10 protein-coding genes are annotated in these 14657 nt (G+C 41.7%); 5 read left to right on the forward strand and 5 right to left on the reverse strand.

Annotated elements, in window-relative coordinates; all coding sequences use genetic code 11:
* The first annotated feature begins 4 nt into the window (after window positions 1–4).
* Window positions 5–1024 (forward strand): polysaccharide deacetylase family protein, encoded by a 1020-nt coding sequence (locus tag IL355_RS12810; protein ID WP_192462522.1) that lies wholly within the window; start codon window positions 5–7, stop codon window positions 1022–1024.
* A gap of 6 nt (window positions 1025–1030) precedes the next feature.
* Here IL355_RS12810 and IL355_RS12815 read toward each other — a convergent pair whose 3' ends face one another.
* The gene (locus tag IL355_RS12815; protein ID WP_192462523.1) at window positions 1031–1702 is read right to left on the reverse strand and encodes an HAD family hydrolase; all 672 of its coding nucleotides are present in this window, start codon (window positions 1700–1702) and stop codon (window positions 1031–1033) included.
* A 125-nt stretch (window positions 1703–1827) separates the two neighbouring features.
* Between IL355_RS12815 and IL355_RS12820 the strand changes: the two genes are divergently transcribed.
* Both IL355_RS12820 and IL355_RS12825 read left to right on the forward strand, forming a co-directional pair.
* Window positions 1828–3408 (forward strand): FG-GAP repeat domain-containing protein, encoded by a 1581-nt coding sequence (locus tag IL355_RS12820; protein ID WP_192462524.1) that lies wholly within the window; start codon window positions 1828–1830, stop codon window positions 3406–3408.
* Window positions 3409–3418: 10 nt separating this feature from the next.
* On the forward strand, window positions 3419–4591 hold the full coding sequence (locus IL355_RS12825) for a dipeptidase (protein WP_192462525.1): 1173 nt from the start codon (window positions 3419–3421) through the stop codon (window positions 4589–4591).
* A gap of 6 nt (window positions 4592–4597) precedes the next feature.
* On the opposite strand, the gene IL355_RS12830 is transcribed toward IL355_RS12825, so the two are convergent.
* Both IL355_RS12830 and IL355_RS12835 read right to left on the reverse strand, forming a co-directional pair.
* The gene (locus IL355_RS12830) at window positions 4598–5551 is read right to left on the reverse strand and encodes a metallophosphoesterase family protein (protein WP_192462814.1); all 954 of its coding nucleotides are present in this window, start codon (window positions 5549–5551) and stop codon (window positions 4598–4600) included.
* A gap of 10 nt (window positions 5552–5561) precedes the next feature.
* Complete coding sequence (locus IL355_RS12835; RefSeq protein ID WP_192462526.1) at window positions 5562–6521, reverse strand: D-2-hydroxyacid dehydrogenase; 960 nt, start codon at window positions 6519–6521, stop codon at window positions 5562–5564.
* A gap of 147 nt (window positions 6522–6668) precedes the next feature.
* On the opposite strand from IL355_RS12835, the gene IL355_RS12840 reads away from it, so the two are divergent.
* The gene (locus IL355_RS12840) at window positions 6669–9023 is read left to right on the forward strand and encodes a GH92 family glycosyl hydrolase (protein WP_192462527.1); all 2355 of its coding nucleotides are present in this window, start codon (window positions 6669–6671) and stop codon (window positions 9021–9023) included.
* A 123-nt stretch (window positions 9024–9146) separates the two neighbouring features.
* Complete coding sequence (locus IL355_RS12845) at window positions 9147–10445, forward strand: DUF3748 domain-containing protein (protein ID WP_225621234.1); 1299 nt, start codon at window positions 9147–9149, stop codon at window positions 10443–10445.
* A gap of 2 nt (window positions 10446–10447) precedes the next feature.
* Here IL355_RS12845 and IL355_RS12850 read toward each other — a convergent pair whose 3' ends face one another.
* Entirely contained in the window at window positions 10448–12778 is a 2331-nt protein-coding gene (locus IL355_RS12850) for an alpha-glucuronidase family glycosyl hydrolase (protein WP_192462529.1), read from the reverse strand.
* A gap of 143 nt (window positions 12779–12921) precedes the next feature.
* Window positions 12922–14628, reverse strand: a complete 1707-nt coding sequence (locus IL355_RS12855) for a SusD/RagB family nutrient-binding outer membrane lipoprotein (protein ID WP_192462530.1) — start codon at window positions 14626–14628, stop codon at window positions 12922–12924.
* Window positions 14629–14657: the final 29 nt, after the last annotated feature.

Raw genomic sequence — 14657 nt, forward strand, 5'->3', positions numbered from 1 at the left:
TACCATGAATAATAAATTTATACCATTTGTAAGTGCAGCCATCTTTTCCATTCTGCTCTTAGGAGGCTGTAAAGACCTAGAAAAAAAGGACGTTGTTATGAACAACGGTGCTCAAGCTTCCTCGGAAAATAAAACATGGGCAGAAAAGTTGGGATGGCCCAAAGGTAAAAAGGTACTCATTCTACATGCCGATGATATTGGAATGTGTCCCGAAGCAAATACAGCCGCAAAGAATCAATTAACCGACGGAGACATTCAATCCGCTGCGGTCATGATACCTTGTCCGAATGCCAAAGAGTTCATCGATTGGGCCATAGAAAACCCCAAAACCGATATCGGACTCCACTTGACCCTCACGAGTGAATGGAAAACCTATCGCTGGGGAACCGTAACCCCACATGAAGAAGTACCGGGTTTGCTAGATGAAACTGACCATATGTGGCACAAGGTCATTCAAGTGGTTCAAAATGCTTCTGCAGAAGAGGTTGAAAAAGAGATTCGTGCCCAGATAGAACAATCTCTAGCTTGGGGTTTTCGACCCAACCATATCGATACCCACATGGGTACGCTTTATGCTGATCCAGGTTACGTAGAAGCTTTTTTAAGAGTGGCTCAGGAATATAAAATACCCGCAAATGTTATAGATATCTCAAACCCAGAAGTACTGGAAGGATTTAGAAAAGAAGGATATCCTCTTGACGATTCTGTTGTTAAGATGATAGCAAACTATCAGCTTCCAAAATTGGACTTTTTTAGTAGTGCGCCCAAGGGAGGCACTTATGAGGAAAAGGTAGAAAACTTTAAAACCTTGGTCAATTCTTTACATCCAGGGCTTACCGAAATCATTTTTCATCCTTCCGTGCAAACAGAAAACTTAAAAGGGATTACCAATTCTTGGCAACAACGCGTTTGGGAAGCCGAAATGTTTGCCGACCCAAATCTTTTGGATTTCTTTAAGAAAGAGGATATCATTTTCACCAATTGGATGGAAATCATGGAACGTTTTGAGAAAATGAAGAAATAATAGTCATCACCGCTCGCAAAGACTTTGTATCAAATTAATGTCAAATTCTTCGTAAGATTCAATAACGCCGTCTGCAAGTAGAAGCTTGTCCGGTATTTCTGTATTGGAAATCGCTATACACTTAATTCCGGCGGCTTTGGCGGACTTCACCCCGTTCTCAGAATCTTCGATTACTAAACATTGCGATGCAGGTAGGCCCAGTTTTTTCAAGGTGACCAAGTACGGATCTGGGTCTGGCTTTCCTCGGCTCACATCTTCTGATGTCACTACTACTTTGAACAAATCGCTGAGACCTGTAATTTTCATGGTAGCTTGAACCTCCAATTTGGTCGAACTGGTCGTCAGGGCCAAGATGTAATTTTGAGCAAGTTTTTGAATACAATTCACCACTCCGGGATATATTTTCAATTCATCGCTTACTAAATCAAGATATATTTTGGTTTTGTCAGCAATCAAATTAGAACACGTCACATATTGTAGTCCAAAATCCGCCAATAAATCGGCAAATGCGGCTTTATCGGTTCTCCCAAGGCAATAGGTTCTGTAGATTTCAGGGGTAATATCAACACCAAAAGATTCAAAAACTAGTTTGGTCGCCATTTCATGACAGTGCTCATCATCAGTGATTACCCCGTTCATGTCAAAAATGATAGTTGTAATCATGTCTTTAAGTTCCATTTTCAAATTTATACCTCAATTTATACAGCTGGAAATTAAATTTTACCTAAAATCGATGTAATCTTAGCATTTACCTCTTTAAGAAGCCATTATATTTGTAAGTAGTCACTACCTGACCTTCAATTATGAGTGCGAAATATCTCTCCTTTTCTATTTTTATCATTTTAATTGTCTGCTCTTGCAAAGAAATGGTTCCAAAGGTTGAATCAAAACCTATTCCTCATACAACCGAGCTAACTGGAGAAGCCTTGGCCCATATCCACTGTGCTTCATGCCATCAGTTCGTACCCCCTGATAAACTAAGCAAGACCATTTGGAAAGAAGATGTCTTACCCGCCATGGCACAACGTTTGGGCATCTATTCGAATGGAATTTTAAACGACAGCCTATTCGGTAGTCCAGAAAACGCCCAGATTGTCAAAGCCGCTCAAATTTATCCTGAAAGCCCTGTTATATCTCACGAAGATTGGCTAAAACTCGAGAATTTCTATTTGAAAAACGCTCCAGATGAACTTCAAAAAACCACCTACAATGAAAACATTGTACTTGGGCTAAAACAATTCAATTATAAAGAAGTAAAGGTTGCCCACCGTCCACCGATGACCACCATGGTAAAAATTAGAAAAGAAGGGATAGGCCTCATTTTCTCCGATGGAAAACCCAATAGCAATGTGTTGACTTTTCTTGATAAAAATCTGGAGCTGGAAAAAAACATGCTTACGTTTCAAACACCCATCCATCTGGAAGAAAAAGAGGATATGAGCTATCTTTTAAGTGTGGGGAAGAATATTTTTCCCAATGATTTTAAAAATGGACGTTTACAAGCCTATACCAACCCTTCAGCCGCCCATGAAAAAATAAAACTGACCTCTGAACTCGACAATCTGCAGCGCCCTGTTCATATTGCTTTTGGTGATATGAATGGAAACCGTGAAGAGGACCTGGTCGTTTGTGAATATGGCGATCACACGGGTCAGTTGACCCTTTACGAAAAAGGAGACGACGCATATAATAGAACAGTTCTAAAACAAGAATCGGGAGCTATAAAATCGGTCGTAGCCGACGTCAACCAAGACGGACGATTGGATATTATCTGCCTAATGGCGCAGGGCGATGAAGGTATTTTTTATTTGGAGAATCTGGGACTCGGAAATTTTAAAGAAAAACGGTGGATGCAATTCTCACCATTAAACGGCAGTCAAAACTTTGAATTTATAGATTTTAATGGCGACGGATTTAAAGATATTCTGTATACCTGCGGCGATAATGCCGATAAAACTCCTATTTTAAAAGACTATCACGGGGTGTACCTTTTTTTAAACGATGGGCAAATGAATTTTGAACAAGCCTATTTCTTTAGAATGAACGGTGCCTACAAAACCATATCTTTAGATTTTGACAATGACGGGGATTTGGATATGGCCGCTATTTCCTTTTTTCCTGATTACGCGGAACGACCCGAAGAAAGTTTTGTATATTTTGAAAATCAGGGAGACCTCAACTTCAAGGCTCAATCCTTTAAAAATGCAAGTAACGGTAGATGGCTGGTCATGGATGCCGGTGATATTGACGGGGATGGAGATATAGACCTCGCATTGGGCTCTTTTGTGTACTTTTTGGCAAAAGATGATGCTACAGGCCTCAGCAAACGCTGGTTAAAGAGAAGTCCTTCGGTCGCTATTCTTGAAAACACCTTAGTTCCATAAAACTAATTCTATGAGAAAATTTAAATGGCTTTTCATAACCTTAGGCACACTCTTAGCCCTGTATCTGTTAGCGGTACTCATTGTTCCTAAAATTTTAGACGCCAAGCACAACCAGACAAAAGTACTTCCGCCTTACACCGTCTCCAACGAGGCGTTGAAACTATATAACTCCCTTGAGTTTATCTCTGATCTGCACTGCGATGCCCTTTTATGGCGCCGCGATTTGACTAAAAAGAATGAAGTGGGTCATGTAGATTTACCTCGGATGCAAGAAGCTAATATGGCTTTACAAGCCTTCACTATTGTGACGAAGTCGCCCGTTGGCCAAAACTTTTCCAAAAATTCAAGCGATGCGATGGACAATATTACCCTACTAAATATTGTACAAGGAAAACCCATCAGTAACTGGCGTAGTTTGTTTAAACGAGCTGAATATCAATGCCAACAGTTGCATGAATATGCCGAAGATTTTGATGATGATTTTATCATTGTAAAAGACAAAACCGACTTTGAAGAGTTAATCGAAAAAAGAAAAGTAGATAGAAAAGTAATCGGTGGTTTTCTTGGTGTGGAAGGCGGGCATTGTCTTGAGGGAAATTTAGAAAATTTAGACAAGCTTTATAACGAAGGATTACGCATGTTGGGGCCAACCCATTTTTTCGATAATGAATTAGGCGGTTCCGCACACGGTATTACCGGCGAGGGATTAACGGATTTTGGGAAACAGGTCGTACAGCGAATGAACGAATTGGGTATGTTCATAGACCTGGCACACTCCTCCCCTGCCATTATTGACGACATTCTTAAGATGACAGATAAGCCCTTAATTGTATCCCATACGGGAGTGAAAGGCACGATGGACAATTCGAGAAACCTCTCGGATAAACACGTGAAGCAGATAGCAAAAAATGGCGGTTTGATTGGGATTGCTTTTTTTAAGGGAGCCATTAGCTCACCTGAAATTCAAGGGATTGTAGACGCCATGAAACATGTAAAGAATATTGCCGGTATCGATTGTATTGCTCTGGGTTCAGATTATGACGGAAGTGTAACCACACCGTTTGATATCACCGGCCTGCCCTTGCTGGTCGAAGAATTGTTGGCACAAAAATTTACAGAAGATGAAATTAAGGCTATTATGGGCGAAAACATCAAGCGTTTTATGCTTAAAAACCTGCGGTAACCTCATTTACTCCTTACCGATTCCCATTTTAAGACGTTGGGCTTCCCATCCATGGTCAATATATTCCCAAGAAAAATCATTTCCACTGACCTTTATTTTCATAAAGCCCTCTTTGGTATGATGCCTGCGGCCCTTCCAGCCGTTACCGGCGATGGAACCCCCTGTCAAAAAATGGACACGATCGTTGACGAAGCCGTATTCCTTCCAATGAATATGTCCCTGCAAAACCAACTTAAGATTGTGGTCTTTAAAAATATCAAAGACCTCATAGGCGTTACTTACCGTTCTGGTGCCTTCTTTTCCATTTAATTGGGAAAAAGTGCAAAGCATGGGAATATGGGTAGTGACCACAATAGGCTTTTCAGTGTCAATGGTTTGAAGGTGTTTCTGCAACCAAGAGAGCTGTTCTGCATGAAACGAACCTTTATATCGCTTGTTGTCGGTAACGTCCAATGAATTGAGTGTGATAAAATGCCAACCTTTATGATCAAAAGCGTAGTAGGTATCACCAAAGTAACGCTGCCACATGCCATATTTATAGTCGGGGTGAGAGGCGTCTTCGGGGCTTTCTTCATAAATCGCAAAAAGATCATGATTACCTATGCAATTGTAAACCGGCATTTGAAAACCCTTGGCCATATCTGCATATAGTTTAAAAAGTCCGTCACTTTTCTCAAAATTGCCCCGCATCACATCGTAGACCAAATCACCACCGGTAATTACAAAATCAGGTTTAAGTGCATTGGTTTTGTCTATGGCCATTTGAAACCCCAGTGGGGCATTCATTTCAGGTTTTATATGAATATCGGTCATAAAAACGAACTCAAAAGAGGTATCCTCCTTAGAAGACAAAGAATCATTTGCAACCATTGAAAGGGGTAACAGCGGTGCTGCCGCCGTTGCCAGGCCAGACTTCGCCAAAAACCTCCTTCTACTTAAAGACTTTTCATTAGCCGCCATATTAAAGGTTTTAATCGTTCACCACATTTTGAGGCTTCCCTGCCAAAAAAGCTTCGAAATTCGTAACGGCTGTATTCATCAAGCGTTGACGCGCCGCCTTTGAGGCCCAGGCGATGTGAGGGGTTATTATACAATTTTCTAGGCCGAGCAAAGGATTGTCGGCATTGATCGGCTCACTTGACGCTACGTCTACGGCGGCATAACTTACTTTTTTATTTAAAAGTGCCTTTCTTAAATCTTCTTCCACCACCAAAGGTCCGCGAGAAGTATTGATGAACATGACCCCATCTTTCATTTTGCCAAGGGAGTTTTTATTGATTAGACCTTTCGTTTCTTCCGTAAGCGGGCAATGCAAACTAATTACATCCGACTCTTGTAAAAGCTGGTCTAATTCTACATACTCGATACCTTCAGGTGCCGGAAACTTTCGACTTCCGGTAGTAATCACTTTCATTCCGAATGCGGTAGCCAATTTAGCGGTGGCCTGACCGATACTTCCGAAACCGATTAGACCCATGGTTTTTCCTTCCAATTCCACTAGAGGATAATTCCAAAAACAAAAATCATCGTTCGCACTCCAATCTCCATTTTGAACTGCTCGGTTATGTTCCCCTACATGATGACACATTTCAAGTAAAAGGGCCATGGTCATCTGGGCGACTCCCTGGGTACCATAGGTAGGTACATTGGTCACGGTTATACCTTTTTCTTTGGCGTAGTTGACATCTACAACATTAAAACCAGTGGCCAAGACGCCAATATATTGCAAGTGAGGTGTCTTTTCCAACACCTCTTTGGGCAAAGGCGTCTTATTGGTGAATACATAGGTCGCATCATCAATCGCTTTTACAATTTCAGAATGTACTGATGGCAATCGGTCATAGACTTTCACATTTCCCATCTGCTCAAGACCTTTCCAGCTCAAATCTCCTGGGTTTAAAGTAAACCCATCCAAAACAACTATTTTCATTATAAAGTAACTACCGGTTTTTACAAATATAAGGTTTAAGAAGCTGCAATTATTTCTACTTTTTTGTCCTTTACCCCTAGTATATTAACCTTTCTGATTGAAAGGGAATATTATATTTGCCAGTAGCTACACCACAATAAAACCAACATGTTCAGAACCTCCCAATTTTACCAATTGTATCTAGCTTTCTTTTGCATCATCGGTTACGCCCAAGAAAATCCGATTGACTACGTCGACCCTTTTATCGGAACCGACTTTTTCGGGCATACCTACCCCGGTGCGGCCTTACCCAATGCTTTGGTACATTTGAGTCCGGATATACATACGGAAGGATGGACCTATTGCGCGGGCTATGTATATTCCGAAAGTTCGATTATGGGTTTTAGCCATACGCATTGGAGCGGTGTAGGCATGGTAAATGGGGGCGAGATTCTTTTAATGCCCACAACCCATCAAAAATTACAAGTGGTTCCAGGAAGCTTGGAGAATCCGGATGCAGGTTATCGCTCACGTTTTGACCATAAGGAGGAATCCGCCTCTCCCGGTTACTATTCCGTAATGCTGAAGGATTATAATATTAAGGCCGAATTGACCTCTACCGAAAGAGCAGGTTTTCACCGCTACACCTTCCCAGAATCAAAAACTTCACGCATTATTTTAGATGTGGGACATCAAATTGGTGATATGACCCAAGGGAAACTATCTGAATTACGGATTGTCAACAACCAGCAAATTGAAGGTGCCAAAGCTGCCGGTTTGGGAAAGGTTTATTTTGTAGCAGAATTCAGCAAGCCTTTTCTTTACTACGGTACGTTTGATACCGCCTACAAAACACCGGAATCCGATGGAAGTATTTTCCCTTATAAAAATGCCGAAGTGGGCGATAAAATCGGTGCTTTCGTACAATACCATACGGAAGAAAATGAAGCTATTCTGGTCAAGGTAGGAATTTCATATACCAGTATTGAAGGCGCCCGAAAGAATCTAAAGGCTGAAATTCCACATTGGAATTTTGACCAAACCAAGGAACGCGCGGAGAAAATATGGAACAAAGAGCTTTCCAAGGTTACTATTAAAGGAGGTACTGAAGAGCAAAAACAAATTTTTACAACCGCCTTATATAGGTCCTTATTGGCCCAATATATTTCACAAGATGTTGATGGTAGCTACTTTGGTTCCGACGGTAAAATTCATCAAGCTGATGGATTCGATTTTTACGGTTCTTTTTCATGTTGGGATACCTATAGAACCCAACACCCGCTAATGACTTTGGTGGAACCGGAGCATGTGAATGATTATATCAAGTCCATTGAAAAAAAAGTAAAGAACTACGGATGGTTGCCTGCCCAACATTTTTTAAATGTTTACGGCGAATCTATGGTAGGCGACCATTTAATACCTGTTATTGTAGATGCGTATTTAAAAGGCTACCGAGATTTTGATGTAGAACTTATATACAAGGCCATGAAAAAGAAAGCCTTGGAAACGCCAAAACCACCTATTCCGGAAGAGGCGGGCCGTTCTGGACTCGAATTTTATCTTGATTTAGGATATGCACCTATAGATAAAGTTACCGAGGCCGTACCCAACACCTTAGAATTGGCCTATGACGACTGGTGTATTGCCCAATTGGCAAAAGAGCTCGGCAAGGAAAAAGATTATGAACTTTTTACCCAGCGTGCTTACAATTATCAAAATGTCTGGGATAAAAAAACACAGTTTATGCGACCAAGAAAAGCAGATGGTTCTTGGTTACCGGCCTTGGAAAACCAAACCCAACAAATCGTAACCGAAGGTGACCATAGCTATTATCAATATTTCGATCCTTTATTAGTGGGCCGTAGGCCGAACCGCCATTATACAGAATCGAATGCGTGGCAATACGTTTGGTCTGTTCAACATGATGTTCAGGGACTAATTGAACTATTTGGCGGACCGAAAGCCTTTACAAATAAACTCGACACCTTTTTTGAAATGTCGCCCGTTATTACGCCTCCCAAATACGTGGGTGTGGTGGGTACCATAGGACAATACGTGCATGGAAACCAGCCCTCACACCATGTGGCCTATCTCTACAATTATGCAGGACAACCCTGGAAAACACAACAAAAAGCACGACAGGTAATGAACGAATTTTACCGTACAGGGCCGGGAGGACTTTGCGGAAATGAAGATATGGGTTCGTTATCTTCCTGGTATGTCCTCAGTGCCATTGGAATTTATCCCATGACCCCCGGAAGCACCGTCTACACCATCGGAAGTCCTATTTTTGAAGAAGTAGAACTAAACCTGCCAGAGGGGAAGTCTTTCAACATTAAAACAATCAACAACTCGCTAAAAAATCAATACATACAATCGGCGAAACTCAACGGAAAGCCTTTTAATCAAACTTTTATAGACCATTCGATCATTCTGAAGGGAGGAACTTTAGAGTTCGTGATGGGAGCTAAACCCAATAAGTCTTGGGGCAGTAAAAAGACACCGCCTTCCATGAGCAATTGAAAAAAGTGAGAAAGCTTTTACGTAACAAATTACGAGAGCCTGAATAGAAGTGTATTTATGAATTATCAAAAGTTTTGGTTTTTAATATTCATCGGATGCGCAAGCATCCATTCCTGTAATCAAATGGAATTTAAAAAAGAGATTCAACTGACACGTGACCTCACATACAATCACGATTTGGACAACAACGATAATTTTTCTCCTGACGACCTGTGGCTGGTCTATGATACAAGAACCGAATCGGGCGGCATTGGCGGTAATGCGACCATCGAAAAGGTGCATGTGGCAACGGGCGAAAAAAAGGTGCTTTACCATATTCCCGAAAACACGGTGCACGGCCCTGGTGTAGGAGCCGTTAGTTACAGTCACACTAAAAACCAAGTGGCCTTTATTCACGGACTTCTGAATTGTTTTGAGACCAGCCCCTACGAACAGTGGCGGCGTAGTGGTGTTATCATTGATGAAAACAGTTCTGAAGCTCGTATTTTTATGGATGCTCGCGATGTGGAAGCACCTTTTACTGTTGGTGCCCTTAGAGGAGGTACGCACCGGCACGAATGGAGTGGCGATGGGAAATTTATCGGCTTTACCTATAACGATGCCATCATGAAGCAATTGGAAGATTCTACTGGAAGCATTCATAATCTCAGAACTATCGGTGTCTCTAAACGCAATTCTCCCGTAGTTGTGAAAAATGAGAATGCCGAAAATTTTTCGGGAGAGTGGTACAGTGTTTTGGTGGTCAGCGTCGTACCAGAACCCGCTCCCGGAAGTGATGAAATAAGCAGGGCAGCTGGAGATAGTTGGGTCGGTCATAACGGATACATAAAAAAAGATGGAAAAAGGCAAAGAGCGCGAGCTTTTATCGGAACCGTTAAAAATTCAACAGGGGAAAATGTAGATGAGGTATTTATTGTAGATATTCCGGAAGATATCACTCAACCAAATGAAAATAGTCCTTTAGAAGGAACGGAAACTAGCTTGCCCGCTCCACCAAAAGGAGCAAACCAACGGAGACTGACCTTCACTTCAAGGAACGATTACCCAGGCTGCGAGGGTATTGTACGTTCCTCTATCGATGGTTCTCTATTAGCTTTTTTAGCCTATGATAAGAATCACGTAAAACAGGTTTATGCCATATCACCTCTTGGCGGAGAACCCCAACAGCTTACATTTCACAAAAACGATGTTCAAACTGGGGTTCGCTGGCATCCTAGTAGGCAAGAGATTATCTATGTGCAGAATAACTCCATCCACCGAAAAAAAATCAATGCGCAAGAGTCAGAGGTACTCACCCAGCCTACCAATGATGTCCCCACCAATTTGGTATGGTCACATGATGGCCAAACCATTGCCTACAATAGAATGGTCAAAAATTCCAAGGGGGAAAAAACCAAACAGATATTTTTAATCAATTTATAGACCTATTGTTTGATTAGCCAAACATCTGTGACCCGTGACTGCTTGCGCCAGTTTAGGTGCTTCTCATCAGGCTTGTCAAAGGTAATTTTCAAATTACCGTCAGCAATCAATTCTTTCGGCAAGGGAAATTCTTTGAATTCTTCGAAGCCTTTTTCATATTTGGTGGGCTCTAATCGTTCCCCATTCGCTCGTAAGAGCGCCTCTCCGTAACCAGCTACCCTTATGAGATAGTCCGTTTCGAAATTTAAGCCCTCATATTCCAAAACAGGGGAAAATTGAAACAGTTGGGTCGACAACCTCTTTCGGCTTTTTCCATCATGCTCCCATAAGTAGTCAATGGCATCGTCCGTTTCTGAAGTTACGTGCTTTGCCGCCGCACTTGAAATATTGTCATAAAAACTGCCCTCACCCGGACTTTCATACGTTCTTATAAAATCCAATCGGGCTATTTTTTCTTCTTCCGTAGTTAGTTTTTTCACCTTTCCAAACTCATCTTCTAACCACCACCTGTTATTTAAAGGGATATCAAGAAAATCTAAAATAGCGCCCCGTTCGGCACCCCTCGCTTGATATTTTTCTACACTTGTCTGAGCTCCAACGGACTGAAAGAGCTCTTCAGCATACCACTCGATTTTCTTTCGAAGATCTCGGCCAGTTTGCGCCGAATCGGTGGATTTTAAAATTATAAGGGCTTTTTCCATGGCCGCTTCAGCACCCATTTCCGCAGCTTCTGACAGCACTTTATAGGACTTTTGCTCTAAACCTGATTCAAAAACAAGTTTTGCTTTTACATAAGCATCATAATAAGCTCGTAAAATCAGCTGCTGCCACCTCCAGTTTTCTGAAAGTTCAGGATGATTTTTCTCTAAGCTTTTCCATTTTTCAAGCGTACTATCGATTCCTTCATTTTCTAAAATGGGCCCTTTCCAATTTTTTTCCAGTGCAAAAATGCCCTCGGAAGCCTTATCGGCTACTTCCGTACCAAAGAAAAATTGACAATATTCTTTAACCACATCCTCGGTATTTACTTTAGAATTCCATCCTAATTGACTCCATAACACTTTGTTCACATCGTCGTGGGAACCGTCAGAATAGGTGATAAATCCATCGGTTTTAGAAACATCTCTTCTAAAATATTGAGTATATAAATTCGGTTGTGGACTGATAGGTTCCCTACCCAAGGTAAGCGCATAGGCCTGATCCCAACGTAAGGCGGGGTAATGGCATCTCACCGTATGGGTGATATCAGGGTAAAAACGATAAGCGTATTTCTCTGGTAATTGCTCCCTTTCAAAATCAAGCGGTGGACTACTAGGTCCGTTTACCAAACCGGCCAGCCAATCCGGTTTTTCTTTTTGTAGGTATTCAAAAAAATAAGAAGTCTTCTCTTCATTAAAGCCCTGCAAAGAGACCCAGATACCGGCCTCTGGATGGTATTTATGCAAGATAGTGGCCAGATCCTTTAAATAAGGAATCAATACCGACGGATGGTTTTCACCAGGATCACCACCAGGAACAAAAACGGCGTTCAATTTGGGAGTTCTGGCATAAAAAGCTTCTTGTTGTATAAACCCTTCTTCGTGTGCATTAGCTTCCGTTAAATCTTTGGGAGCGGGCGTCCATACCCAATAATCCACCCCGTATTTCTGACATATTTCACTCAATGCTACCTCCATCTCTTGAGGATGCACCTTAAAATGTGGACTCGAACCTGCTTCTTGAAAAGGGATGTTTTCAAAACTGTTAGCACCAAATAGTATTTGTTCACGAAAATGTTGGTCAAATTGCTCCACCGTCCATGCATCCCAAGAATTGGCCGTATTCCGATATCCGAACTGGTGGCCCCGCAGCGGGTACTCAGGTTCAGATACCAGCTTTATACCCTTTTCTAATGTAAATTTATCCCTCGACAGCTGAGCAATTCGCAATAACTTGCCAATTCCGTACAAAAGACCTCGTTCATCGGCACCAACAATCCAAAGGACATCTTGGTCTTCGAGGACTTCATGGTACAGACGAAACCCTTCTTTTTTTAGGCTAGTCTCCAAGAGGAAGCTAGGTACCTTTGAGGATTCAAAGAGGTCTATCTCTCTTTGTAATGCCATTTTGATGACCGTTTTCGCATCTGTAGCATCTCCTTTGTGCAAATTAAAACCGGTTCTCTTAGCAATTTCCTCGGTCAAAACAGCAAAAAGGGTTGCCTGCATTGTTTTATCCACCCCACTGGATATTATTACTACCGCTTTCGATAAATCTAAATGGTCATTCTCAACCTCTGATTTACAACCTAGCAGAAGAACAACTATTCCAATAAAAAAAATTCTGGTTTTCAATGCAGTTTGATAAAATGATAAAAACAAGATAATAGTGCTATCTATCGTTTGTATGCTAAAAAATTACCCGGGGCCAAAACCCCAGGTAATTAAAATAATAAACTAACTCAACAATTAATAATTCTCAAACATCGCTTAGTAGACTACCAAGGTTGATCAACCCCCTGCAGTACCCAAGGTTTTGACCAAGGGGTATCATTTTGAATATAACCTGGTACATCATCCGTATGCTCCGTTTCTTCTAAGCTGTTCAATGCGCTGTAATAGTTTTCACGGTTAAGGGTACTGTTTTCGGTGGGATAAACAAATCTTACGGGAATCACATCGGATTTAGCGAAGGGCCCCGGTCTTAAATCTGGAAGTCCTGTTCTTCTCCAGTCCAAATAGGCTTCCGATGCCGAACTAAAATTGGCTATCCATTTTTGCTCCATCAATTGTTCCAAGGTTCCATCATAGGCAACCCCTTCATTATCGATATAATCTTCATAGGCATCGGCCAATCCCCAAGTTTCTAAAGAGGCCTCCACCCCTTTGTTATAATTACCCTCGGCATCGGTACCCCATCCTTTTAAGGCGGCCTCGGCCTTTAAGAAGCACAATTCAGCATAGGAAAATACCCGTGCTTTTAGATTAGGGCCTTCAAGTTCATTGAACATAGGATTCATTAGGGAAACATGAATATTACCCCCACCCTGTACCGGACTCGGATTCAAGTTATAGGTATAAGGTTCTGTACCTTGGTTAGACACCGGTAAGCCCACAAATACGCCATTGGTATCGATCATAGTAAGCCCTGCCTCACGATCTGCATACCAAGTTGCAGGGTCATAAATGGCCAAGTTTTTACTCGCTAGAGAATCGTTGTTAATATATCGCAATCCGTTGGAAATCTCTAGAAAAGTAGATGGCCCAGAAGGCATTTCGGCGGGAGCGACCACTTGCGTAGGTACCTCAACAGCATCGAACCAGATATCACTTCTAGGGTCATCTAGTTCCTCTAAAGCGTAAATCAATGTGGCACATGGCTTTACCCGAGTAAAATTAGAAGGTGTAGCTGACAAACCGTTACTAGGCTGCGAATCTCCGGGACTAATGCCTAAATAGGAAACAGCAAGCTCATCATCTACACTTTCCATTAGTGGTTTTGCCAAAGTATTTTGGACGCCGGTACTAGCAAATGCAGGGTCTTTTTCAGACAATCGCATGTAATACCTCAAAGCAAGTGAATTAGCGTATTTCTCCCATTTTTCGGCATCACCTCCAAAGAAAATATCCTGAGAAGGGCTTATGGTTTCCAAACTGGACATATTAGATGAAATCAATTGGGATGCAGCTTCAAAATCGGCTATTGAGCCCTTGTAAACCGATTCTTGAGAGTCGTATTTAGGTAAATCGACCCCATCAGCATCTGCCCCTTGCAAGGCTTCCGTATAGGGCACATCCCCATAAAAGTCGGTTAAGAGAGCAAAATTGTGTGCCCTTAAAATCATTGCAATTGCCTCATGAAAAACCAGTCCGGATTCTTGTGAGCGCTCCAAGGCCAGGTTTACGGTTCTTAAATTGTTGTAATAAGTTTCCCATCCGTCGCCTTCCCAATCGTAATCATTGGTGCCCCAAGAATCTTTCTGAATATATTGAACGTAGGCGGCCAAAGGATTGCTATAACCCTTATTGCCTACATCCATAGCCGTATTTACCATAACATCGGTCAACAAAAAGCTAGGATTACCTTCTTCTAGATTGACCCCATTCGGATTGATATTACGCTCCGTAATATCATCATCACACGAACCGAGCACTACTAGCACAGCTAAAAGAGCCAGGTTCATTATTTTATTTAAAGTCTTCATAACTATATCTAATTTTTTATTGAATTGAC

The sequence above is a fragment of the Euzebyella saccharophila genome (genome assembly GCF_014855495.1).
Lineage (GTDB): Bacteria > Bacteroidota > Bacteroidia > Flavobacteriales > Flavobacteriaceae > Euzebyella > Euzebyella saccharophila.

What these genes read in the sequence shown, in the direction of transcription:
- IL355_RS12810 (WP_192462522.1), top strand. Translation starts at nt 5, where the DNA reads ATGAATAATAAATTTATACCATTTGTAAGTGCAGCCATCTTTTCCATT.
- IL355_RS12815 (WP_192462523.1), bottom strand. Translation starts at nt 1,702, where the DNA reads ATGGAACTTAAAGACATGATTACAACTATCATTTTTGACATGAACGGG.
- IL355_RS12820 (WP_192462524.1), top strand. Translation starts at nt 1,828, where the DNA reads ATGAGTGCGAAATATCTCTCCTTTTCTATTTTTATCATTTTAATTGTC.
- IL355_RS12825 (WP_192462525.1), top strand. Translation starts at nt 3,419, where the DNA reads ATGAGAAAATTTAAATGGCTTTTCATAACCTTAGGCACACTCTTAGCC.
- IL355_RS12830 (WP_192462814.1), bottom strand. Translation starts at nt 5,551, where the DNA reads ATGGCGGCTAATGAAAAGTCTTTAAGTAGAAGGAGGTTTTTGGCGAAG.
- IL355_RS12835 (WP_192462526.1), bottom strand. Translation starts at nt 6,521, where the DNA reads ATGAAAATAGTTGTTTTGGATGGGTTTACTTTAAACCCAGGAGATTTG.
- IL355_RS12840 (WP_192462527.1), top strand. Translation starts at nt 6,669, where the DNA reads ATGTTCAGAACCTCCCAATTTTACCAATTGTATCTAGCTTTCTTTTGC.
- IL355_RS12845 (WP_225621234.1), top strand. Translation starts at nt 9,147, where the DNA reads ATGGAATTTAAAAAAGAGATTCAACTGACACGTGACCTCACATACAAT.
- IL355_RS12855 (WP_192462530.1), bottom strand. Translation starts at nt 14,628, where the DNA reads ATGAAGACTTTAAATAAAATAATGAACCTGGCTCTTTTAGCTGTGCTA.